22 protein-coding genes are annotated in these 24,011 nt (G+C 40.1%); 2 read left to right on the forward strand and 20 right to left on the reverse strand.

What is annotated here, in order from left to right; all coding sequences use genetic code 11:
* Positions 1–83: 83 nt before the first annotated feature.
* The 3 genes from parC to A5888_RS02130 form a co-directional block, all read right to left on the reverse strand.
* Positions 84–2,549 carry a DNA topoisomerase IV subunit A gene (gene parC, locus A5888_RS02120; protein ID WP_086347613.1) on the reverse strand — a complete coding sequence of 822 codons (2,466 nt, stop codon included), beginning with the start codon at positions 2,547–2,549 and terminating at the stop codon, positions 84–86.
* A gap of 210 nt (positions 2,550–2,759) precedes the next feature.
* Positions 2,760–4,805 (reverse strand): DNA topoisomerase IV subunit B, encoded by a 2,046-nt coding sequence (parE, locus tag A5888_RS02125; protein WP_086347614.1) that lies wholly within the window; start codon positions 4,803–4,805, stop codon positions 2,760–2,762.
* A gap of 129 nt (positions 4,806–4,934) precedes the next feature.
* Positions 4,935–5,360 carry a CoA-binding protein gene (locus tag A5888_RS02130; protein ID WP_086347615.1) on the reverse strand — a complete coding sequence of 142 codons (426 nt, stop codon included), beginning with the start codon at positions 5,358–5,360 and terminating at the stop codon, positions 4,935–4,937.
* A gap of 291 nt (positions 5,361–5,651) precedes the next feature.
* Here A5888_RS02130 and plsY point away from each other — a divergent pair, with 291 nt between their 5' ends.
* Positions 5,652–6,281 carry a glycerol-3-phosphate 1-O-acyltransferase PlsY gene (plsY, locus tag A5888_RS02135; RefSeq protein ID WP_339101880.1) on the forward strand — a complete coding sequence of 210 codons (630 nt, stop codon included), beginning with the start codon at positions 5,652–5,654 and terminating at the stop codon, positions 6,279–6,281.
* An 82-nt stretch (positions 6,282–6,363) separates the two neighbouring features.
* Here the strand turns inward: plsY and A5888_RS02140 are convergent, their stop codons facing one another.
* The 17 genes from A5888_RS02140 to A5888_RS02220 all read right to left on the reverse strand — a co-directional run bounded on the left by A5888_RS02140 (position 6,364) and on the right by A5888_RS02220 (position 23,142).
* Positions 6,364–7,239, reverse strand: a complete 876-nt coding sequence (locus A5888_RS02140) for an aldose 1-epimerase family protein (protein ID WP_086347617.1) — start codon at positions 7,237–7,239, stop codon at positions 6,364–6,366.
* A gap of 8 nt (positions 7,240–7,247) precedes the next feature.
* Complete coding sequence (gene codY, locus A5888_RS02145; RefSeq protein ID WP_086347618.1) at positions 7,248–8,039, reverse strand: GTP-sensing pleiotropic transcriptional regulator CodY; 792 nt, start codon at positions 8,037–8,039, stop codon at positions 7,248–7,250.
* Positions 8,040–8,059: 20 nt separating this feature from the next.
* On the reverse strand, positions 8,060–9,460 hold the full coding sequence (gene hslU / locus A5888_RS02150; RefSeq protein ID WP_086347619.1) for an ATP-dependent protease ATPase subunit HslU: 1,401 nt from the start codon (positions 9,458–9,460) through the stop codon (positions 8,060–8,062).
* A 14-nt stretch (positions 9,461–9,474) separates the two neighbouring features.
* Complete coding sequence (gene hslV / locus A5888_RS02155; protein WP_086347620.1) at positions 9,475–10,023, reverse strand: ATP-dependent protease subunit HslV; 549 nt, start codon at positions 10,021–10,023, stop codon at positions 9,475–9,477.
* Positions 10,024–10,048: 25 nt separating this feature from the next.
* A complete protein-coding gene (xerC, locus tag A5888_RS02160; protein ID WP_086347621.1) occupies positions 10,049–10,948 on the reverse strand; it encodes a tyrosine recombinase XerC in 900 nt (299 codons plus the stop codon).
* 218 nt (positions 10,949–11,166) lie between these two features.
* On the reverse strand, positions 11,167–12,480 hold the full coding sequence (gene trmFO / locus A5888_RS02165) for an FADH(2)-oxidizing methylenetetrahydrofolate--tRNA-(uracil(54)-C(5))-methyltransferase TrmFO (protein ID WP_086347622.1): 1,314 nt from the start codon (positions 12,478–12,480) through the stop codon (positions 11,167–11,169).
* Positions 12,481–12,659: 179 nt separating this feature from the next.
* Entirely contained in the window at positions 12,660–14,738 is a 2,079-nt protein-coding gene (gene topA, locus A5888_RS02170; RefSeq protein WP_086347623.1) for a type I DNA topoisomerase, read from the reverse strand.
* Positions 14,739–14,957: 219 nt separating this feature from the next.
* Entirely contained in the window at positions 14,958–15,833 is an 876-nt protein-coding gene (gene dprA, locus A5888_RS02175) for a DNA-processing protein DprA (RefSeq protein WP_339101881.1), read from the reverse strand.
* A gap of 61 nt (positions 15,834–15,894) precedes the next feature.
* Positions 15,895–16,668 (reverse strand): ribonuclease HII, encoded by a 774-nt coding sequence (locus A5888_RS02180; RefSeq protein ID WP_086347624.1) that lies wholly within the window; start codon positions 16,666–16,668, stop codon positions 15,895–15,897.
* Entirely contained in the window at positions 16,658–17,521 is an 864-nt protein-coding gene (gene ylqF, locus A5888_RS02185) for a ribosome biogenesis GTPase YlqF (RefSeq protein WP_086347625.1), read from the reverse strand. Before ylqF ends, A5888_RS02180 begins: the two co-directional genes overlap by 11 nt.
* Positions 17,522–17,534: 13 nt before the next feature.
* Positions 17,535–18,086, reverse strand: coding sequence for a signal peptidase I (lepB, locus tag A5888_RS02190; RefSeq protein ID WP_086347626.1), 552 nt, complete (start codon positions 18,084–18,086; stop codon positions 17,535–17,537).
* 68 nt (positions 18,087–18,154) lie between these two features.
* Complete coding sequence (locus tag A5888_RS02195; RefSeq protein ID WP_339101882.1) at positions 18,155–19,579, reverse strand: S41 family peptidase; 1,425 nt, start codon at positions 19,577–19,579, stop codon at positions 18,155–18,157.
* Between the two features lie 209 nt (positions 19,580–19,788).
* On the reverse strand, positions 19,789–20,007 hold the full coding sequence (locus A5888_RS02200) for a YozE family protein (protein WP_086347627.1): 219 nt from the start codon (positions 20,005–20,007) through the stop codon (positions 19,789–19,791).
* A complete protein-coding gene (gene msrA / locus A5888_RS02205) occupies positions 20,008–20,529 on the reverse strand; it encodes a peptide-methionine (S)-S-oxide reductase MsrA (RefSeq protein ID WP_086347628.1) in 522 nt (173 codons plus the stop codon).
* A gap of 14 nt (positions 20,530–20,543) precedes the next feature.
* The gene (locus tag A5888_RS02210; RefSeq protein WP_086347629.1) at positions 20,544–21,245 is read right to left on the reverse strand and encodes a YpmS family protein; all 702 of its coding nucleotides are present in this window, start codon (positions 21,243–21,245) and stop codon (positions 20,544–20,546) included.
* Position 21,246: 1 nt separating this feature from the next.
* Positions 21,247–22,131, reverse strand: coding sequence for an SGNH/GDSL hydrolase family protein (locus A5888_RS02215; RefSeq protein WP_086347630.1), 885 nt, complete (start codon positions 22,129–22,131; stop codon positions 21,247–21,249).
* A gap of 168 nt (positions 22,132–22,299) precedes the next feature.
* A complete protein-coding gene (locus A5888_RS02220) occupies positions 22,300–23,142 on the reverse strand; it encodes a DegV family protein (RefSeq protein ID WP_086347631.1) in 843 nt (280 codons plus the stop codon).
* 133 nt (positions 23,143–23,275) lie between these two features.
* Between A5888_RS02220 and trhA the strand changes: the two genes are divergently transcribed.
* Positions 23,276–23,929: a PAQR family membrane homeostasis protein TrhA gene (trhA, locus tag A5888_RS02225; RefSeq protein WP_086347632.1), complete on the forward strand. Its 654-nt coding sequence runs from the start codon at positions 23,276–23,278 to the stop codon at positions 23,927–23,929.
* Positions 23,930–24,011: the final 82 nt, after the last annotated feature.

A 24,011-nucleotide genomic window follows, 5' to 3' on the forward strand; every position in this document is an offset into this window, starting at 1 on the left:
AATTTCTCATAAAATTGACATCTTTTATTCTGTTTAAAAAACAGCCAAAACTGTACTAATACAGTTTTGGCTGTTTCATCTTTTTATATAACAGAGTCATCCTCTATCTTCAAAGTGACCAACTGATGAACTTCAGCAATACCGATCTCCTCTTTTTCATTAATAACAAACGAGCCATTTGATGTCCGATCGTTGATCGGTGCATTTGCTGCATCGATCATCAAACGTGTACCCTTCTGTGTAATGACTAACAGCTGTTTCTCTGTCTGACTTTCATTCATGAAAATAACCCGATGCGGCTGGCTCTTCAATTCTCTCAGGACCATCAGACCGCGTTTGGCACGCCCAAGCTGATTCAATTCCTGGGCCAGCATACGTTTCATGCTCCCACGTTGTGTCAGTATAGTGATCGGCGTATCGCCTTCTTTATATACAAGCAATCCATTGACCACAAAATCATGTTCTTTTAAGTTCATTGATTTCACACCAGCAGCTTTTGCTCCTACAACTGGGACTTCATCCAATGAATAGCGTAAACCAAAGCCTCGGTGACTAACCAAGAAGACATCCCAGAGCTCTTGCTCGCTTGTCAATGTAACGTTCACAAGCTCATCATTTTCTGATTTCAGCTTCATGCATGAAGTCGCTTTGCTTCGATACGTACGCCATGGTTCAAAGTCGCTCATTTTCGTCTGCTTGATCATACCTTCTCTCGACATAAGAACAAAGGTAGCCATTGGATCGATCTCTCTATAGGGATAGACAGCAATAATCGATTCATCAATCGCCATTCCAGTGATTGTTTGAGAAATATGCTCACCGATGTCCTTCCATCTCAAGTCAGGAAGCTCATGGATTGGCCGATAAATGACATTTGCCTTGTTGGTAATCATCAGCAAATGATCCAATGTATTGGCTTCTCCAACGAAAATTGGGAAGTCACCTTCCTTCATCCCCAACTCTTCAGGCTTAGAAGCAGTATAAGATCTCACACTGCTTCGCTTGACATAGCCTTCCTGCGTCACAGAAATAACCACATCTTCTTGCGCAACCAGTACCTCGGTTTCGATTCTTATTTCTTCGATTTCATCTTCGATTCTTGTTAAGCGTTGAGAACTGTATTGCTTCTTCACTTCTCGAAGCTCTTTCTTCATAACAGACATCAGCTTCTTCTCATCATTCAGGATACTTAGCAGTTCAGTAACCTGCTCATCCAAAGCTTTTGCCTCTGCTTCCAGCTGCGTGATATCTGTATTAGTCAATCGGTATAATTGTAAGGTAACAATTGCTTCAGCTTGTTCTTCTGAGAAGGCGAATTGTTTCACTAAATTATCCTTTGCATTTTTCTTGTCTTTACTTCCACGGATAGTTGCAATCACTTTATCGAGAATCGATAAAGCTTTAATCAAGCCCTCCACGATATGCTGACGTTTCTTCGCTTTTTCCAGATCAAAACGGCTTCGGTTTGTGATAACTTCTTTCCGGTGAGTAATATAACTCTCAAGAATGCGTATTAGGCCAACTTGATGGGGGGTCATCTTATCAATGGCCACCATATTGAAATTATAGTTGATTTGCAGCTCTGTATTTTTGAACAAATAGTTCAGGATTCCCTCAGCATTCGCATCTTTCTTCAACTCGACGACCATCTGCAATCCCGTTCTATCTGATTCATCCCGTACTTCAGCAATCCCGTCTATTTTTTTACTTAGACGAATCTCATCTATTTTTTTAACCAAGACAGCTTTATTGACTTCATAAGGAATCTCGGAAATAACGATTTGTTGCTTGCCGCCTTTGATTTCCTCGATTTTAGTTTGTGAACGTAAGATGACTTTTCCTTTACCTGTCTCATATGCCTTTTTGATTTCTTCTTTCCCTTGCAGAATTCCTCCTGTTGGGAAGTCCGGACCAGGGATATACTCCATTAGCTTATCTAATGAAGCGTTCGGATGATCAATAAGGTAGATGGTTCCATCAATTACTTCTTCAAGGTTATGTGTTGGGATTTCTGTAGCGTATCCGGCAGAAATCCCAGTAGAACCATTGACTAGTAAATTCGGATAACGGGCAGGAAGAACAGTCGGTTCTTTTTCTGTATCATCAAAGTTCCAGACAAAGTTAACTGTTTCCTTTTCGATGTCCTGAAGCATTTCTCCACTCAATTTTGATAATCGAGCTTCGGTGTAACGCATTGCAGCAGGCGGATCACCATCCATACTTCCGTTGTTTCCGTGCATTTCAATCAATACTTCTCGTAGCTTCCAGTCTTGACTAAGTCTTACCATCGCTTCATAGATACTGCTGTCACCATGAGGATGGTAGTTCCCCATGATATTTCCGACAGATTTTGCTGATTTTCTAAAGCCTTTATCAAAGGTATTTCCATCTTTATTCATTGAAAAGAGAATTCTCCGTTGAACGGGCTTCAAGCCGTCCCGAATATCGGGCAATGCTCTTTCTTGAATGATATATTTGGAATAGCGCCCAAAGCGGTCGCCCATTACTTCTTCAAGAGTCAGTTCTTGAATTTCCTGACGTGTATCCAAAACTGTTCCTCCTTTTGTTTTTTGCAGAAACTTGTTCCTGTGCCAAGCAACGATAATTTCGTAGAATAGACATGGCACAGTGCAAAACGACTTTAGTTAAGGCGTCTTGCTACCACAAGCTTGCCTAGTTTCTCTATTTTATAGTTCCTTTATTTCCTACTACTTTTTCTCTTTTAACGAACAAAAAATTTTCTTATGAAGGTCGTCTAGCTATTCTAAATCAAACAAGCTGATTTCGCCATTGTCGTTTGTTACCGTTTCTTCAACCTCTTCTGTTGGTTGAGCAGCAATCGCTGTTTCATCCTTTTGCTTATCTAGAATACTGCCTTCTTCTTCCATCGTGAACTGGACATGTTTTTCTATCCATTCTCGTCTTGGCGGAACCTTATCACCCATTAGCGTACTAACACGACGCTCGGCTTTATCATCTTCATCGATATTGACACGAATTAAGGTTCTTGTTTCAGGGTTCATCGTTGTTTCCCATAATTGGTCGGCGTTCATTTCCCCCAACCCTTTATAGCGCTGCAACATATACCCTTTCCCTATTTTCTTGGTCGCAGCTTCTAGTTCTTCATCGGTCCAGGCGTATTCAAGGACTTCTTTCTTGCCTGACCCTTTTGATACTTTATATAAAGGAGGTAAAGCGATGTATACCTTACCTGCTTTGATCAGTTGCTTCATGTAACGGTAGAAAAATGTCAATAACAGTACTTGGATGTGCGCGCCATCTGTATCCGCATCGGTCATGATGATGACTTTATCATAGTTACAGTCTTCCACAGAAAATTCTGCGCCCACACCTGCACCGATCGTATAGATCATCGTATTGATTTCTTCATTTTTCAGGATATCCTGCATTTTAGCCTTTTCAGTATTCAAAACCTTTCCACGCAACGGCAGAATCGCTTGGAACTTTCTATCGCGCCCTTGCTTCGCTGAGCCTCCGGCAGAATCCCCCTCCACTAAATACAATTCATTTTTCTTCGGGTTTCTTGATTGCGCCGGTGTCAGTTTTCCAGAAAGAAGGGACTCCCCTTTTTTCTTCTTCTTCCCATTGCGGCTTTCTTCTCTCGCTTTACGTGCCGCTTCTCTGGCCTCTCTGGCCTTGATTGCTTTACGTATCAGCATTTGACTCATGTCGCTATTCTCTTGCAGATAGAAGCCCATTTGCTCCCCTATAGCGGTATCAACCGCATTTCTTGCCAGAGGCGTTCCCAGCTTCTCTTTGGTCTGACCTTCAAACTGAAGTAGATTTTCAGGAACCCGTATAGATAAAATAGCTGCCAAGCCTTCACGGAAGTCACTACCTTCTAAGTTCTTGTCCTTTTCTTTCAACAAGCCAACTTTTCGAGCATATTCATTATATGATTTTGTCATGGACATTTTCATCCCGACCTCATGGGTTCCGCCATCTTTAGTACGCACATTATTTACAAAAGACAGAACATTTTCGGAGAAACCATCATTATATTGATACGCCAACTCTACTTCAATCCCGTCTTTTTCCCCGGAAAAATAGATAACAGGTGTCAATGAATCCTTCTCTTCATTTAAGTACTCTACAAACTCTTTGATTCCCTCTTCATAATGAAAGACTTCTTCTTTTTGTTCATCTTCTCTTAAGTCAGTCAACGTAATTTTGACTCCTCGAAGAAGGAAAGCAGATTCCCTCAAACGTCCTGCTAATGTTTCATAAGAAAATTTCGTTGTTGAAAAAATGCTGGCATCAGGTAGAAAAGTTACAGCTGTTCCATTTTTCTTTTTGGTCTTACCAATTTTTTTCAACTTGCCAACTGGCTTACCGCCATGTTCAAAACGAGCCATATATTCCGTGCCATCGCGTACAATCCGAACCTCTAACCATTCAGATAACGCATTTACAACGCTGGCCCCCACGCCATGAAGTCCGCCAGAGGTTTTATAACCACCTTGTCCAAATTTACCACCTGCATGCAGCACAGTAAAAATGACTTGAACAGTAGGAATACCAGAAGCATGCATTCCTACGGGCATTCCACGACCGGAATCTTCCACCGTCAAGCTATTGTCTTTATTGATCGTTACTTTTATTTCGTCACCGTATCCGGAAAGAGCTTCATCTACTGCGTTATCAACAATTTCATAAACCAAATGGTGCAGGCCACGACTATCTGTTGAGCCGATATACATACCCGGACGCTTTCTAACCGCTTCAAGGCCTTCTAAAACCTGAATAGATGAATCGTTATATTCATTATTTACCTTTTTTGCCAAAGAAAAAACTCCTTATACTTGGATTCTCACAGCATTCAAGCCGCATCATTACAATAATACTCTAAAAGCTCTCAAAAAAAAAGAGCTTTCCGTCTGGGTTGCTCTTTCTTAATAATATACGTAGAACAATTAAGAAGACATTTTTGCCAGTTCGATTTTAATGCAACGATTCATGATGATATCATGTCTGTCGGCATTTTTCAACAGCTCTGCTGCCTCTTCGCTTTCCAGGCCCAGCTGTGCCCAAAAAACAGTGGCATCTGTTTGTAGAAATTCCTCTGCTACTTCTGGAAGAAACTCGCTTCTTCGGAAAACATCAACGATATCAATTTTCCCAGGAACAGCCATCAAATCCGGGTATACTTTTTCCCCTAAAATTTCCTGACCTGCTAAAACAGGATTCACAGGAATGATTTCATACCCCTCATCCTGAAGCAGCTGTGCTATTTTATAGCTTGTTCGTTCTTCTTTGTTACTTAAGCCAACAACTGCGATTCTTTTAGCAGTTCTTAGATAAGAAAAAATTTGTTCGTCTGTTGGGTTTTGAAATGTCATGCTTGATCGTCCTACTTTCTTTATTTATAGCTATCTATCCGATTCTTATCAACATATACTAAGATAGCATTTTTTTATGATTTTGAAAATGATTTCCTTCTATAATTTGCTTATTTAAAGGGATTTCCAATAGATTAAACTGTTTTTGACCACTAAGTTTTGGTTCTCTCGTTTAAGCCATATGAACCAACCGATATCGCCGATTTCTTTCGTATGAAAAATTCATGATTGTTCCTGAAAATTTTTCATGATAAAATGAACATTAGTTTGAATAAAGAAAGGGGCAAAAATATGAAAATAGCAGCCTTGCTACTCATTGCCTATCTGTTAGGCTCTATCCCTTCTGGGGTATGGGTCGGAAAAATATTTTTTGATAAAGACATTCGCCAATTCGGCAGCAACAGCATGGGAACGACAAATACCTTTCGAGTATTAGGGAAAAAAGCCGGAATTGCTGTTCTGCTAATGGACATTTTAAAAGGGACACTTGCTACCTGCCTACCGATGATTTTTGCGGTATCTGTTAATCCATTGATTTTCGGTGTCGCAGCGGTTCTGGGACATACGTTTCCGATTTTTGCTAAATTTAAAGGTGGGAAAGCTGTTGCAACAAGTGCTGGCATGATTTTAGGATACAGTCCGTTGTTCTTTGCTTATTCTGCCACGATCTTTGTTGTCACGCTATTTATTTCAAGTATGGTTAGTGTGACCAGTATGGTCAGTGCGATCCTTATCACACTGTCTACAATCATTTTGCCATTTGTCTGGCCAACGATCCTACCGCAATTCGACTGGCTGTTGACAGCCATCGCAGGAGGATTGACCGTTTTTATTTTTATCCGTCACAAAGACAATATCGGCCGAATAAAAAATGGAACAGAAAACCGAGTACCTTTTGGGTTAAACAAGAAAAAAGAATAGCTTGAATCGAATAGTGCTGTATGGCAAACTGAGTCAACTCATTTTGTCACGCAGCACTATTTTTTCTTGCCATTCTTCTTTGCTATTTTACAGAAATCGTATAGCTTGTTTTAAATAGTTTTTGAGGCTCTAAATGATTGATAGCAAATTTGTCAATCAAAGCACCGTTGCTTCCTACTTTATCTGCAATCCCCCACCAAGGTTCGATGCAAACGAATGGAGCTTCCGTACCATAAGGAGACCAAATTCCAACAAATGGAATATCCTCATATTTTAAATGAAGGCTATGCGCACCTTTATCTGTCTTAAAAGCAATTTCAGTTTTCCCAGGGGTCTCATAAATCAAGGCATCCTTTTCAAACAGTTCACGTTTAAAATCAACATCCACGCTTGTTTGACCTAATGTTTTATGCTCCAAATCAACAAAAGGACCTTCTAATGGTAACTGTACCCGATCGATTTTCGGTTCAAAGGACAAATAATAGTCTGTGAATGACAGCGATTCTTCTAAAGGAATATTGAACGCCGGATGACCACCAATTGAAAACAACATTTCTTCTGTTCCGGTATTCTCTACTTGATAACCAACGATGATACCAGCGTCTTCCAATGTATAAGTCAGAACCAGTTCAAAATCAAAAGGATAGATTTTTTTTGATTCTTTTGAGCTTTTGAGTAACAGAGAAACCATCTCAGGTCCTTTTTCAATAACCTCAAAGACTTGATCTCGAGCAAATCCATGCTGTCCCATTGGGTAAGTCTGTCCTTGATAGCTATAGCTATCATCTTTCAATCGCCCAACAAAGGGGAACAAAACTGGCGCATGTCTCCCCCAAAATTTAGGGTCTCCCTGCCAAATATATTCCAAACCGGTTTCTTTTGCCTTTAAGCTGATTAGCTCAGCTCCATCTTCAGCAATTGTCGCTATAAGTTTTTCGTTTTCAATAATAACGGTCATTGTTCTCCCTACTTCCGCTTTTTATCCAGTTCTTTGATAAACTGCTTGTTCAGTATTTTCAAGTAAGTTCCCTTCATGCCTAGTGAACGTGACTCAATAATACCTGCTGATTCCAATTTTCTAAGAGCATTGACGATGACAGAACGAGTGATGCCGATTTCGTCTGCAATACTAGATGCCGTAAGACGTCCCTCGTCCCCCTCTAACGCATTAAATATCGCCTGTACAGCTTTTAACTCACTGTAGGATAACGTATTGATTGCCATTTGCACAGCAGTTGCACTACGTACCTCAGCTTCAATGCTTCGGGATTTCTGGTAAAGGATCTGCATCCCAACCACAGTCCCACCATATTCAGCAAGCACAAGATCCTCGTCTGCGAAAGATTCTTCCATTCGAGCCAGAATAATCGTTCCTAGACGTTCCCCTGCACCATAAATAGGAATAACTGTCGTTAAGCCATTAGGATACTCTTCTCTTAGTTCGATTGGAAAAGCCGTAAGATCACTATTGATCGGGATGTTAGCTTCTGTTTTTTGCAGAACAGCTACTGCGTCTGTATAATTTTGAGGAAATTGCTTTTCCTCAAACATATGTTTGACACGGGCATTGTTCACATCTAGTTTTTCGTTATAACCTAACAGCTCCCCATTGCTGCTGATAACATAGGCATTACTCACTAAGATATCCCCTAAAATTGTTGCCATCTTGCCATAAGGCAAATCCGCTTCCAAATCAAACGTGTTCTTCTGTTGAAGCAAACGATTGATCTGACGCGTGCGATCCAATAATGTTTCCATTTTTTCGTACTCCTCTTCTTTTATAAAATATAACGACTTAAATCTTCATTTTTCGCGATGTTGTCTAATTTCTCGTCAACATAAGCTTCGGTAATGGTTATTTCCCCCATCTGCATATCAGGTGCTTCAAAGAGAAGCTCTTCTAATAAACGTTCTAAAATAGTATGAAGTCTTCTGGCACCAATGTTATCTGTGTCTCTATTTACATCAAAAGCAATCGTTGCAATTCGTTCAATCGCTTCCTGCGTAAAGGTAACTTTTACGTTTTCCGTACCGATCAACGCAATATACTGTTTGATCAGTGCGTTATTTGGCTCTGTCAGTATACGAACAAAGTCTTCTGCAGTAAGATCCTCCAGTTCCACACGAATCGGGAAACGGCCTTGCAATTCTGGTATTAAATCACTTGGTTTTGAAAGATGGAACGCACCGGAAGCAATAAACAGAATGTGGTCTGTCTGGATTACGCCATATTTCGTATTTACCTGTGAGCCTTCAACAATCGGTAAAATATCCCGCTGCACACCTTCTCGTGAAACCTCACCTGAATTTTGTTGATTTTTCGTTGTGATTTTATCAAATTCATCGATGAAGATAATCCCACTAGATTCTGCCAGCTTGATTGCTTCACTATGAATATCCGCGTCATTGACGATTTTAGCAGACTCTTCTCTCACTAACAGCTCTTGGGCTTCTTTAACTGAAACTGTGCGTTCTACTTTTTTCTTAGGAGAAAGCGCACCTAATGTTTCATTCAGATCGATCCCCATTTGTTCCATACCAGCATTCATTGTCGGCATCGTCTTCTTCGGTTCATCGATTTCGATGGTTACTTCTCGTTTATCAAGTAAGCCTCGTTCTAGTTGGTCCAACACCGTTTTTCGATTGACCTTGATCTCTTCTGTCACTTCTTCTTGAGGTTCATCAGCTTGTTGTTGTGCATTGAACATCTTCATCATCTGTTCAAATTGATTACCGGTCTGCTTCTGTTCCTTCTTGATGCCAGGAACCAACGCTTTGACCAACCGATTATTGGCACGCTTCAGTGCCTGTGCATATACGTTGCTATATTGTTGTTTCTCTACGATTTTTATTGCATTTTCAACAAGGTCTCTGACCATAGATTCTACGTCACGGCCTACATAACCGACTTCTGTAAATTTTGTTGCTTCAACTTTTATGAATGGTGCGTTGACGATGCTCGCGAGACGACGGGCAATTTCTGTTTTACCAACCCCAGTCGGTCCAATCATCAATAGATTCTTGGGTGTCACATCTTGCTGCATTTGCTCATCCAACTGCATCCGACGGTAGCGGTTTCTTAAAGCCACAGCCACCGATTTTTTGGCGCTGTTTTGGCCAATAATATATTCATCTAACTCTTTGACGATTTCTCTTGGTGTTTTATTCAATTCTGTCATATTCGATCCCTCATTTATAATTCTTCTACGATAATATTATGATTTGTAAACACACAAATGTCTGCTGCGATATTTAACGCATTTTTTGCAATCTCTTTCGCCGGCATGTCTTTGTCACCATACTGTTTCATTGCACGAGCAGCAGATAAGGCGAAATTCCCACCGGAACCAATTGCCAGAATGCCATCATCTGGTGTGATGACCTCTCCTGTTCCTGAAACAAGAAGCATTTCTTTGCTATTCATAACAATCAGCATCGCTTCCAGCTTTTGCATGGATTGCTGTGTCCGCCATTCCTGTGCCAGCTCAACTGCTGCACGGGTCAGATTGCCGTTGTATTCATTCAATTTTCCTTCGAATTTTTCTTCTAATGTAAATGCATCTGCGACACTACCCGCAAAGCCAACGACAACTTCATCATTATAGATACGTCGCACCTTCTTTGCACTGCCTTTCATAACAACAGATTCTCCCATTGTTACCTGACCATCACCGGCCATAGCAAATGTCCCATCTTTTTCAACCGCACAAATCGTTGTTGAGTGAAATTGTGATTCTACCATATATACTTCCTCCTTGACACCCTCACTACGCGCGAGGATGAAATGTTCGATAATTCTTTTGTAAGCTTTCTCTTGTGACATGGGCATAAATTTGAGTGGTTGATAAATTTACATGCCCTAATAGTTCCTGAACCGTTCGCATATCTGCCCCATTATTTAGTAAATGTGTTGCGAATGTATGGCGCAGCATATGAGGATGGATATCCATGTTCAAGCTGCTTTTCTTTATGAGCTGATTCAATACATATTCGATCCCTCTCGGGGTGATTGGATCTCCTCGGTGATTGATAAAAATGTAATTATGTTCTTTTCCGTATTTTTCCATCACAGGCTTGCGACCGTTTTCCAGATAGTTGGTCAATGTGTCTGCGGCAAAGGAACCAAACGGAACATAGCGATCTTTGTTCCCTTTTCCAGTCACAAACAATGTGCTCATAGAAAAATCAACTCGCTCAATCGTTAACGTTGCACATTCGCTTAATCGAATACCCGTACCATACAGGATTTCCAATAATGCTTGATTTCTCAATTCCAAAGGCTTCTCTCCTTGTGCACTGTCAAAAAGAGCGGTCATTTCTTTTTCATAGAAGAACCGAGGTAGACGCTGTTGCTTTCTTTTCAGATGGACATAGGAAAATGGATTCTCTTCGATCTGCTCATTTTTCAAAAGAAACTGATAAAAAGAACGTAGGCTGGCAACATTCCGGCCTACAGAGTTTCGACTGTACTTCTTATCATAGAGCTCACTTAGATAGGTTCGCACATCCAGATGATCAATGGATAAGTAGTCTTCACTGCCTGATTTTTGCAAAAATGTCATGAATTGATTCAAATCATTTTCATAGGCAATCTTTGTTTTTTCGGAGTAGCCTCGTTCAACAATTAGATAATTGAAAAACAAATCCGGCCAATTCTTTTCTGTCATGAAACCCCCTCCAGTAATTACATTGTTACTGTAGCATAACGAATTTCAAAAGACAAATGAATTGTCAGAATTTAATCAATATTTCTAAATTTGTTCACAATTCAACCATTTTTCTTAAGGTCCGCCATATCTCTTTACAAATTAAAGAACAAAAAAACAAGAAAAAAACGGAACGATTGCCCTGTCTTCTTCTTGTTTTAACGTCACTTGCATCAGAGTTACTTGCCTTTTATTTCAGCGATAACTTCTTTCTGAGCAGCTAAGGCACGTTGCGCAATTGCTTCATAACGTTCCTTTTTATCTCTGATTCGTGTTGGCATCTCAGGAAACAGACCAAAGTTGGCATTCATTGGTTGGAAATGTTTTCCTTCTGCATGCGTAATGTAGTATGCCATGCTCCCCATTGCCGTTTCTCTCGGCAGAACAATCGGTTCTTCCTCTTTAGCTAAACGAGCAGCATTGATTCCAGCTAACAAACCACTTGCTGCACTTTCCACATAGCCTTCAACACCTGTCATTTGCCCAGCGAAAAATAGATCTTGGCGTTGCTTCGATTGATAAGTAGGAAGCAATAACTCCGGTGAGTTCATAAAGCTATTACGATGCATAACACCATAACGGACGAACTCTGCATTTTCAAGCCCCGGAATCATCTGGAATACTCGTTTCTGTTCGCCCCACTTCAAATGCGTCTGGAAGCCGACAATGTTGTATAGAGATGCCGCTGCATTATCCTGTCTCAACTGAATCACAGCGTAGGGACGTTTCCCAGTCTTAGGGTCTTCCAAACCAACAGGCTTCATTGGTCCAAACAACATCGTCTTAATGCCGCGTTTTGCCATAACTTCAATAGGCATACACCCTTCAAAGAATTTCTCTTTTTCAAAAGTCTTCAATGGGACAACTTCCGCATTAACTAATGCATCATGAAACTTATTAAATTCTTCTTCGGACATCGGACAGTTCAGATACGCTGCTTCGCCCTTGTCATAGCGAGATTTCAAATATACTTTATCCATATCGATTGTCGATTTATCAATAATCGGTGCTGCCGCATCGTAAAAATAGAATCCTTCGGAGCCGTTGAATTCTTTGATTTTTTCAGACAGGCTTTCAGAAGTCAACGGACCTGTCGCAAGAATCGTGATTCCTTCTGGTATATCTGTAATTTCTTCATTTTTTATAGTAATTAATGGATGATTTTTAATTTTCTCTGTAATCATTTTCGAGAAATTGTCGCGATCGACGGCAAGTGCGCCACCAGCAGGAACAGCTGTCTCATCAGCAGAACCAATAATGATAGAATCTAGCTGACGCATTTCTTCCTTTAGCACTCCTACTGCATTAGTCAGGCCATTTCCTCTAAGTGAATTGGAGCAGACCAACTCAGCAAATTCCTCTGTTTGGTGCGCTGGTGTCTTTTTGACCGGACGCATTTCATAAAGCGTTACGGGAACCCCGGCTTGTGCAACCTGCCAAGCTGCCTCACTTCCGGCAAGACCGGCACCAATTACTGTTACTGTTTTTACCATGTTCATCCTCATTTCATCCAAAAATTTGAAGAGCCTGAACAATCAGACTCTTCGTATATTTACAACTGTATAGCTGGTAGAATATTTCTTCTACCATCCGTGCAATGCTTAATGCTGGTTAAAATCTGCGAGTGCATCAAGCTCGTCTGTTCTATTCTAACTATTCTTTTTGAAGTGCTTTATTTTTGAACGTTTTCTTCGTAATCACCGTTGATACAAACGACTTGTTTCCCACCTTTAACCTTCTTCTCAACAAGATACTCCTTACATTTCGGACAGTTTCTTCCAATTGGTTTGTCCCAAGAAGTAAATTCGCAGTCAGGGTAACGGCTGCAGCCATAGAAAATGCGGTTTTTCTTAGATTTACGTTCGATAACCTGACCTTCATGACAAACCGGACATGTGACACCAATTTCTTTAACAATTGGTTTCGTGTTGCGGCAGTCCGGGAAGTTGCTGCAGGCATAGAATTTTCCATATTTACCAAGCTTTATGACCATTGGATGGCCACAAAGATCACAGTCGAATCCTGCAGGTTCATCCTTGATCTGAATTTTTTCAATTTTCTCTTCAGCAACAACCAATTCTTTTTCAAACGGTTTATAGAACTGATCGATGACTTCGATCCATTTTTCTTTTCCTTCTTCCACATGGTCAAGGTCATCTTCCATTGATGCTGTGAAGTGAACATCGACGATTTTCGGGAAGAATTCTACAATTAGACCATTAACGATTTCGCCAAGCTCTGTGGGTTCAAACCGTTTATTTGTCAATTTTACATAATAACGACGTTGAATGGTTTCCAATGTAGGGGCATAAGTAGATGGTCGACCCACACCGTTTTCTTCTAACGTACGAATCAAAGTCGCTTCACTAAAACGAGCCGGTGGTTGTGTGAAGTGTTGTTTTGGTTCGATATCAACAGCCAAAACAGTATCGCCTTCTGCCATATCAGGTAGAATATTTTCTTTATCTTCTTTCCCGTCATCTCGTCCTTCAACATAGACCTGCATGAAGCCTTTGAATTTCACTTTCGATCCATTTGCAATGAAGATTACCCCATTTTGCTTCAAGGTGACTTTCATTGTATCTAAAACTGCGGGTGTCATCAAACTAGCTACCATTCTTGACCAAATCAGTGTATAGAGCTTCAACTGATCCTTATCTAGGTATTGTTTGACTTCATCCGGAGTACGTAAAACACTAGATGGACGAATTGCCTCATGGGCATCTTGTGCACCTTGCGCATTTTTTGTCTTTCGTCCGCCGTGTGCAGAGTATTCTTTCCCATATGTCTCTTCAATAAACTGAGCAGCTTCAGCTTTTGCAGAATCAGCTAGTCTGGTCGAGTCCGTACGCATGTAAGTGATCAAGCCCACAGTTCCTTGCTTCCCTAGGGCAATTCCTTCGTAAAGCTGTTGTGCGACCATCATTGTTTTTCTGGTCCGAAAATTTAGTTTTCTCGCCGCTTCCTGTTGCAAACTACTCGTTGTAAATGGCAACGCCGGATTCCGCTTGCGTTCCTTCTTTTCAACTTTAGCTACTTCGTATTCTTTTCCATCAATGCGGTCTGTTACTTCTTTCACTGCAGCTGGATTTGGCAGCTTCTTCTTTTTCCCATCCAAGCCCCAAAAATTAGCCTTGAATTTCTTTTTGCCTTTTTGGAAGTTTCCATCAATGCTCCAATATTCTTCCGGAACAAATTTTCTAATTTCCTGTTCACGATCAATAATGATTTTTAGAGCAACTGACTGTACGCGACCGGCACTGAGGCCTTTTTTGACCTTTCTCCATAGAATCGGACTGATTGAATAGCCTACAATTCTATCCAGTACACGACGAGCCTGTTGCGCATCAACTAAATCAATATTGATAGCACGAGGTTCTTTGAAGGCTGCTTTTACAGCATCTTTAGTGATTTCATTGAAAACTACTCGGTTTTTATCCTTCAAATCTAATCCTAATAAGTGGGACAAATGCCAAGCAATAGCTTCCCCTTCTCTATCCGGATCGGCTGCGAGATAAACTTTGTCAGCTTTTTTCGCAGCTGCTTTCAAGCCTTTAATGATGTCGCCTTTTCCACGAATCGAAATATAGTGCGGCTCATAATTATTTTCAAAATCAATCCCCATTTTACTTTTTGGTAAATCGCGGATATGACCAACACTCGCAACTACTTTATAGTTTCTACCTAAATATTTTTCAATTGTTTTAGCTTTTGCAGGTGATTCCACAATAACTAGATATTTATACGCCATTCAATGTGCGTCTCCTTTCAAATTTCCTGTTTCTACTATATATAAGTCTATTAAAGGAAGCTACTCACAAAGAGTATCCTTAAGAAGGAAGAATTACAAGAGAAATCAGGATACCTTTTGCTTCTTTAGCAAAATTTATATAGGTATACAGTATAAACTCACAAATCGTAGTTCATCATATCTATTCATTTTGTGTTTGTCAAGGATTGATATAGCGAACTAATAAAAAAAGTTGATTTGATTTAGGATATCTTGCGGAGAAAATGCACAGGTCGCCCCTTCGGAAATCAAAGAATGACTACCTTCAGAATGCGGAAGAAAAATGTTTCCCGGAACAGCAAAAACCTCTCGTCCATACTCCATTGCCGCTTGAGCCGTAATCAACGAACCACTTTTTTTGCTAGCTTCGATTAGACAGGTTCCACTGCTTAAGCCGGCAATAATCCGATTTCTCATTGGAAAATGATGTCTTTTTGGCTTGGTTCCATTGGGATACTCACTAAGAAGCAGGTGTTCTTTTGCAATTTTATTATGTAAAAAAGCTGTTTCTGCCGGATAACATTGATCAAGTCCTGTGCCGATGACACCAATTGTCTGCCCGCCATTTTTGATCGTTGCCTCGTGACAGCTGCTATCTATTCCTTTTGCTAAACCACTGACAATGACAATCTCCTCAGCAACCAATGTAGGAATGAACTCACGTACTACTTGGAATCCATAGGGAGATGCATTTCTTGCACCAACGAAGGATAAGGACTTCTTTGTCAAAAGCTCCAGGTCGCCACGGTAAAAGAGAATGGCCGGACAGTTGTATATCTCCTTTAAATTCGCTGGAAATTGCCTATCAAGGATCGTTAAAAATTGGTGTTGTTGCTGAAAACGAAGAAGCTGTTCTCCTGCTCCCGCCCACTGATCCCAAGAGTGAATAAAATTTTCTCTATATTTTGTGATCGCACCAAGCCTAATTAGTTCTTCTTTGGTAAAGTCTATGTATTCTTTTTCCAAAATAAATTTTAAAATCCTCAATATTCCTATGTTCCCAATCCCTTGACAATTGGTTAGGCGAAAGACTAAATCTTTGATTGCTTGCTCCATAAAAAACCTTCCTTTCAAATACTCTCTTGTAGTAGTATTTGCAAAAGAAGGTCGTTATCATTTATTTTTGGTATAAGTTTTTTATAGGAGCAAATGTTTTCCTGTGAATTGGACAGATACCAATCTTTTGGAGTCCTTCTAAATGCTCTTTTGTTCCATAGCCGGCATTTTTTTCAAAGCCGTATCCCGGAAACATCTTTGCATAGTCTTCCATCAATCGATCTCGGCAAACTTTTGCAATAATACTGGCAGCAGCAATCGATACAGAGCGTGCATCTCCCTTGATCAATTTTTTCTGAGGTAGCTTAAGCTCCAGTTCCATGGCATCGATCAGCAAATAATCCGGGACAAAATCCAGGTCTTCGACAGCCATTATCATTGCCTTTTTACTTGCTTGATAGATATTTATTTTATCGATTTCTTCATGGCAGACAACACCTATCCCAATTGATATAGCTTGTGTCTGGATCTGTTCATATAGCTCTTCTCTTCTTTTCAATGAAAGCTGTTTAGAATCGTTGACACCCAAAAGCTCACAGTTTTCCGGGAGGATGACCGCTGCTGCAACAACCGGACCCGCTAACGGCCCACGTCCTACTTCGTCAATTCCGGCAATCAATCGATAGCCCTCAGCCTTTGCCTCGTTCTCAAAGATAGACAGTTCTTTTAATAAAGCTTTTTCTTTCTCACTCTTCAGCATTCGTCGTTCCCACTGGCTTAATGCCAGCTGCACACCGGAGCGCTCATCCTTTTGCCAGATTGCCAGTCGCTCATCTTCCCGTGAATGAACATCCTTTAGTGCTTCTTTGATTTCTTTGATTGACTCATGCTTCATCCTCAACTGCTCCTAACTCTTCCCGACGATCCAATGTATACGTGCCTAGCTTTCCACTCCGAATCTCTTGGACGATCATTTCACTTGCACGATCGTAATCATCCTTGAAACCTCTCTTTTTACTAATCAATATCAACAGTTCTGCTGATGGCAGAAAAATATCTTCTTCCGAAAGCTGATAACGTGTCATCAAACGTTCCGGATAAAAACGTGCAAAGAACTCCAAGCCATAAATCGCCAAGTCATCAAAATGCAGTAGCTGGTCCTTTATCGCACCAGTCAATGCCAGTTTTTTTCCGATTTCAGGATCTTCAAACTTCGGCCACAGAATACCAGGTGTATCTAAAAGCTCAAGATCTTTTCCAGATTTCAACCACTGCTGTCCCTTGGTCACACCCGGTTTGTTTCCAGTTTGCGCTATCTTCTTTCCTACCAGACGATTCATCAATGTTGATTTCCCAACATTTGGAATTCCGATACACATTGCTCGAATTGCTCTCGGTTTAATCCCCCGTCGCTTATCTCGCTCGATTTTCTCTTTTAAGGCTTTCTTTGCTTCATTGATGATCTTGTTTGTTCCCTGACTTTGTTGAGAATTAATGATCAGTGTATGAAATCCTTTTTTCTGAAAATACTCTTGCCACTTTTTACTTTGATCAGGATCTGCAAGATCACCTTTGTTCAATAACACTAGCCGAGGCTTCTGTTGAACAATCTGATCCATCATAGGATTTCTTGAGGATAGAGGCAGTCTGGCATCAATCAATTCAAAAACAATATCTACAAATTTTATTTTTTCTGATACTTCTCTTCGGGCTTTGGCCATGTGGCCGGGGAACCATTGTATTGTCATGTCATTCACCTATCTAATTAATAAATTTTATGTGCTTCAATGGATAATAAACGAATCTTGCTTTTCCGATAATGTATTTGCTCTCGACCGCACCAAATGAGCGGCTATCTTTAGACATTCTACGATTATCGCCTAAGACGAAGTAATGGTCTTCATCCAGCTTCTCTTGATTGATTAAATCCGAAAGTTCGAAATTTGTTGTGTATGGCTTGTTATCATACTGCTTTAGCTTGTTATTTTTTAAAAATGGTTCGGCCATTTCTTCTCCATTGATGTAAAGCTGATCCTCTTCAAATCGAACAGAATCTCCTGGGAGTCCAATCACCCTTTTTACGTAAATTTCGCCATCTGGCAACTGAAAAACAATGACATCAAAACGGTTTATTGATGTGTATTTTTCCATTAGTACCATATCTCCCTGGCTAAGATTTTTCTCCATAGAACTTCCGTCTATGGGTACAGGAATCAAGATAAATCCTCTTATAATAAATAATAGAACAAGGGAGGGGATCAGTAGCTTTATAAAGGACATGAAGTATCCGATATATTTCCTCTTTTTTTTCATTTCTTTCCCTACTTCCATTAATAGTATAACGAATTTTTTTGAAAAAATAATGTTTTTGGTTCATCAACCTACTTGGATAATAATTCTATCGCCTTATCATGTGCCGGATCGATTTCTTGGATTTTTATTCTCAGCAATGTTTCAATTGTTCCGGCAGTTTGATCATCGACCTGTCCTGTTACCGGCAATCCTTGCGCACTTTGAACACCTTCAACAGCTGCTTGTGTTTTATCATCAAAAACCGAAGTCTCATTGACATCGTATGCCAAGGCCTTCAACAGCTTATTTAGATTAGTGATCACTTCCGAATCTTCCCCATTCTGGAGCACATGGCTTCTCGATATTGGTGAAAGATAAGCATACTCTGGGTAGTCCGCTTCAATGGTTGGCTTCAACCCTTTTTCATTGATCCAATTCCCATTTGGCGTTAACCATTTCAGTATGGATAATTTCATGCTTGTCTTCTCACTAATACTTTTGACAGTTTGAACTGTTCCTTTGCCATAGGTTTGAGTGCCGACAATTTCTACATCTGCCGATTCTTTTAGTGCAGCCGCAAATATCTCTGATGCACTGGCACTTCCTCCGTCAACAAGAACAATTACAGGCTCCTCAACTTTAAACCCACCATCTAATTTAGAGGAAGCTTTGTGTGCAATCATATTTTTATTTTTATCTTCAAATTGAACAATTACGTCATCATTTTTTAAAAACATACTCGCCATTTTTTCTACTTGATCCAATAAGCCTCCCGGATTCTGTCTGAGATCGATCACGAATGACTTCGCACCTTCTTTTCGTAAGTCCTTGACTGCAGTTTTCAACTCACTAAAGGTTTTTCCTCCAAAAGAAGTAATCCTAATTGTACCAATTTTAGGATTCTCATCAAGAGTAGTGGTGATTGTTGTTAACGGGATTGTATCTCGGGTAAGAACAACATCAAAGGTTGTCCCCTCTCGCTCGATTGTTAACTGCACTTTGGTACCCTTTTCGCCTCGTATCTGCTTGACTGCTTCTGTTAACGTCTCTTCTCCAACAGGCCGTCCATCGATTTTTAGAATCGTATCGTCGACCTTCAGCCCACCTTTTTCAGCAGGTGAGCCTTCTACAGGGGCTTCCATAACTTTTAGCATCTCGTCTTTTTTCCCTAAGCTAGCACCAATTCCCTCGAAGCTTCCGGAAACCTCATCATTCAAATCAGAAGATTCTTCTTCCTTCAAATAAGCAGAATGAGGATCTTCCAAAGAGTCCATCATTCCTTTAAGTGCACCTTCTACCAGTTCATTACGCTTTACTTCTCCAACATAGCTCGTGAGGATATCATTATATAATTCATGGACTTCCTTCAGTTCTGCTACCTCATGCGTTTGGCTAGATACATAAGAAGTAAATTTGTAATTAAAGTATGTATAACTTCCTCCACCAACAATAACTGCTGTACAGACAAGCGAAATAATATATTGATAGTATGGAATTTTCTGTCGCTTCTTCATTCTTTTTTCCTCTCTCTACCTGCTCTTACAACTAGGTCCCAATCTCTATAGTTTACCATGAAAAGGAAGATGAAAAAAGAGGAGAGAAGAAAGTATTCTATGTGGTACTACCTATAAAATCGAATCAAGTCTCAAACAATTTTCTGAAAACAATCAGCTAAAAAGACCTTTCCACATCTTTGCGATGGAGAAAGGTCTTTTTATATAAATTATCGGTTGTTTTCCAGATACTTCTCCCACAGCTCATCAAAAACAGTCATCGTTGGTAAATAGTTTACTTCCATCTCTAAATAGCTGGAAATCTCGTGATAGTCCTCAGAATGCTTGGGAAATCGGATATCTTTGGCCGCCGCATTGGCAAACTGAGTTTCGTCGTTCGCTGCCGGACCCTTTAAGGTAATCAGGTAATGGTAAAAGCTTCTTCTCATCTATAACGTACTCTCCCAGTTTTCTTTTAAAAATTCGCCACGCACTTGATGGGCATCTTCGTAACGCTCCGGATCTTTTTTATAAAAATCCTGATGATACTCCTCGGCAGGATAAAATGTTACTGCGGGCTCTATTGTGGTAACGATTGCTTCTTTGAATCTCCCACTGTTTTCTAACGCTGCTTTACTTTTTTCAGCTATTTTTTTCTGTTGCTCATTCTGATAAAAAATCACTGGACGATAGTTGTCACCACGATCCTCAAATTGCCCTAAGGCATCAGTAGGGTCCGTCTGTTGCCAATAGATCTCCACTAATGCTTCATATGAGATGATTGCTGGATCAAACTCAATTTCCACTGCTTCTGTATGCCCCGTTGAATGGCTTTTGACCTGTTCATAGGTTGGATTCGGCACATGGCCGCCTGTATAGCCTGAAACGATAGCATGGATTCCCGGCTGTTGGTCAAAAGGCTGGATCATGCACCAAAAACAGCCTCCTGCAAAAATCGCTTTTTCTCTCATTCTTTGTCTCCTCTCTACTCACTCGAAGAAGATGTTTCTGTTGTTTTCGAACTGCTATTCGTTGTTTCAGGTAGATAAATACTAACTCGAATATCATCATCGATCAAATTGATTTTATCTGCATGAATAAATAATCCGTTTTGCATTTGAAATTTATCTAGTCGCAATAAAATGTATTTGTCTTCCGGCATAACCTCTACCCAATCAGGTAGATTATAGTCTCGCTGTACAAATCCCAGAATATCTCTAATAGGTAAACCCAAAGTTCCGATAGAAAGGCTCTTAGCTTTCAGCTGGACATTTCCGTTATCCATTACATAAGGATCAAAATACAGATTAAACTGAATAGGGTGACCCAGTATCTTGAAATTTCCTGCCAACATTGCTTCGTTTTCCAAATAAAAATCATAGGTTACATCAGAATTTTTTTGAAAATCGTCTAAATAAAAAGCAATCAGTTCATTGATTTGCTGCTTATTTGATTGGATCGTCAACACTGGGTTGCCGCTTCTTTTAGCAATTTTTGACGAATCAAAGTCAGGTTCTCTGACCTGAGTCGCTCTGATCCCTATGAAAAGAAGGAACCCAACAAGGACGCCGATCAATCCAAGAAATGCGAGTTTCCATGGATTGATCGTTTTCGCCATTTTGCTCTTTTTTGACTGCTTTTCTTTGTTCTTTTTTTGAGGCTGCTTCTTCTTTGTATCTTCAGTCATTCTAATCATTCACTCCTTTAATCAGCCAATCTGCTTTGGTCTCAATCATTTTCTGCCTTACCGCATTCGCCATAAGCTGATAGCCGAGGTTATTGGGATGGAAATGATCTTCTTCATAAATCGCATTGTTTACTACATCCCCTGTATTACCACTTTCCTCCTCGGAACCGGTAATACCTACATCACCATCTACACCTTTATATAGGAGGTCATTGATAGGGATAAAGTACATATTATTCTGCTCATTAACGACCTCCTCTGTCCCTGTATTCCAGTTCGTAACAATTTGCTGCATCTCTGTGATTTCAGGAAAGTATAAATAAAATGGGTTGTAAATGCCCAAAACATAAACAGGTGCTTTTTCATTGTAGCTTCGAATTTCATCCAGCAAAGCAGTCATTTGCTTCTGATAACTGACTAACGGTTTATCAAATGACTGGACTGTTAAGTTGAACACATCACCTTTGATAACCTTCATAAGATCATTTCCACCAACTGTTAAGGTAATCATGTCTGCTTCGCCAAGCTGCTTTTGAATCTCATCACTCTTCTTGATTCGCTTCAAGATTTGGTCACTACGATCACCGTTCTTTCCGAAATTTTCAATTTCTACGGCATTTAGTTGGAATTTTTCTTGAATATCTTTGGCAACAATTGGAATAAACCCTCCCGCGCTGGTCGAATCGCCCACGCCCTCTGTTAAGGAATCTCCGATTGCTACATATTTTATGATTTCTTTGTTATCTTTATTTCGATTTTCTGTATTTTGGGTATTAAAATAGGGCTGTGCTTTGGGAATCAGTAGTAGGAGCAGAAGAGTTGTTATCAACGCCGTTCCCAAAGGAAGCAAAACCATGACCCATTTTTTGTGAATCAATTGTTTCATTTTATCCCTCTTTCATTGAAAGAATCCATCGTTGTATCCATTCAGCGTAATCAATCATTTACACCTTCTATTTTTAAGTGTAGGATTGGCTGGACTATGTAATCAATTGTAACTTAAAGGGCGAGACATCAACCGGTTCGATTAAGTCCCACCCTACACATCATCTACTTAATTTGTGTAATACATGATCGCAAATGCACCTTTACCTGTGTGAGTAGCAATGACTGGATTTGTGTGCAAAACAGGGATATCCATATCTGGAAACAGTTTTTGCAATCCATCCTTGAAGTAATTTGCCAACTCTAAGCCTTCTGCATGAGAAATACCAATTTGACGAATATTAGAGATTTTTTCCAGCTCTGATTTCAGCTCTTCAAACCATTTATTGAATGTTTTGACACCCCGTCCTTTTACAACAGGGATCAATTCTGAATGGTCGAAGTCCATCACAACTTTCATATTGAAAACATTTGAAAGTAAACCTGTTGCTCGACTGATTCGTCCGCCTTTGACTAAGTTGTCCAATGTTGAAATACCAATATATAATTTTGTATTTTCTTTGATTCGTTCGATTTCTGCTAAAATTTCTGCAGCGCTCGCACCCTCTTCGGCCATTTTTGCTGCTGCAATTACTTGAAAAGAAAGTCCTTGGTCCGTAAAATCGCTATCGATCACAGTTACTTTACTTGCGCTCAGATTGCCCGCCTGTCTAGCTGCTTCTACTGTTCCACTGAGCCCCTTTGTCATATGAATAGAAATGATTTCACTGCCATCTTTCCCAAGTTCATCATAAAGCTCAACAAACTCTCCGATTGGAGGTTGGCTGGTTTTTGGTAAAGCTTTGGCTGTTTCCATCATTGCCATGAAGCGCTCGCCCTCCAAATTATCGTCATCTGGATAAACAACGCCATCTATCATCACAGATAAGGGCATCATGTGAATGTTCAAATCATCTCGCACTTCTTTTCTCATCGTACAAGAAGAATCCGTTACAATCTTTACATTTGTCATAAAATTAACCACTCTTTCTTTAAAAACAACCTGTATTCATGATAGAATGAATATACATGGTTTAGGTTATGGATATAGTATAACAGACCGAAAATAATTTTTCATCAAATTAAAATAGAAGGAAGTTGATTTCTTGGAAAAAGCTGGATTTTCTCGTAAATATCTCATTCTAAATGAAGTCCTCAATGCTGTAACCCACGGCATCGGCTTTGGCTTAAGTATAGCAGGTCTTGTCGTACTACTAGTCAAGGGGGCTCATATGGGATCAGCACTGCATGTTGTTTCTTACGCCCTATACGGTTCCATGTTGATCTTACTCTTTTTATCGTCCACATTGTTTCATAGTTTGATTTTCACGAAAGCCAAAAAGGTTTTTCAGGTGTTTGATCACAGCTCCATCTTTTTGTTGATTGCGGGCAGTTACACTCCTTTTTGCTTACTTAGTGTGAATGGTTGGTTAGGCTGGACCTTGTTTGGTTTGATTTGGGCAATGGCCATTTTCGGTGTCGTTTATAAATCAGTGACATTGCATAAGCAAGACACGGTTAAAAATGCATCAACAATCATTTATATCATCATGGGCTGGCTCTGTCTGATTGCGGCAAAACCATTATATGACAGTTTGAGTTTTACTGGCTTGTCGTTACTTGTTGCCGGAGGCGTCGCATATACGCTAGGCGCACTGTTCTACAGCTTGAAAAATGTTCGTTTTATGCATGTTGTCTGGCATCTGTTTGTTATGGCAGGAGCTGCATTTATGTATTTTTCAATCTTGTTCTTCACATAAAAACGCTCATTAAAAGAGGTGTGATTTTGGTAGAAACCAAAAATCACACCTCTTTGTTTATTCACATTTGCAGAAATCAATT

This window comes from Enterococcus sp. 9E7_DIV0242 (genome assembly GCF_002140975.2).
GTDB classification, from domain to species: Bacteria; Bacillota; Bacilli; order Lactobacillales; family Enterococcaceae; genus Enterococcus_L; species Enterococcus_L clewellii.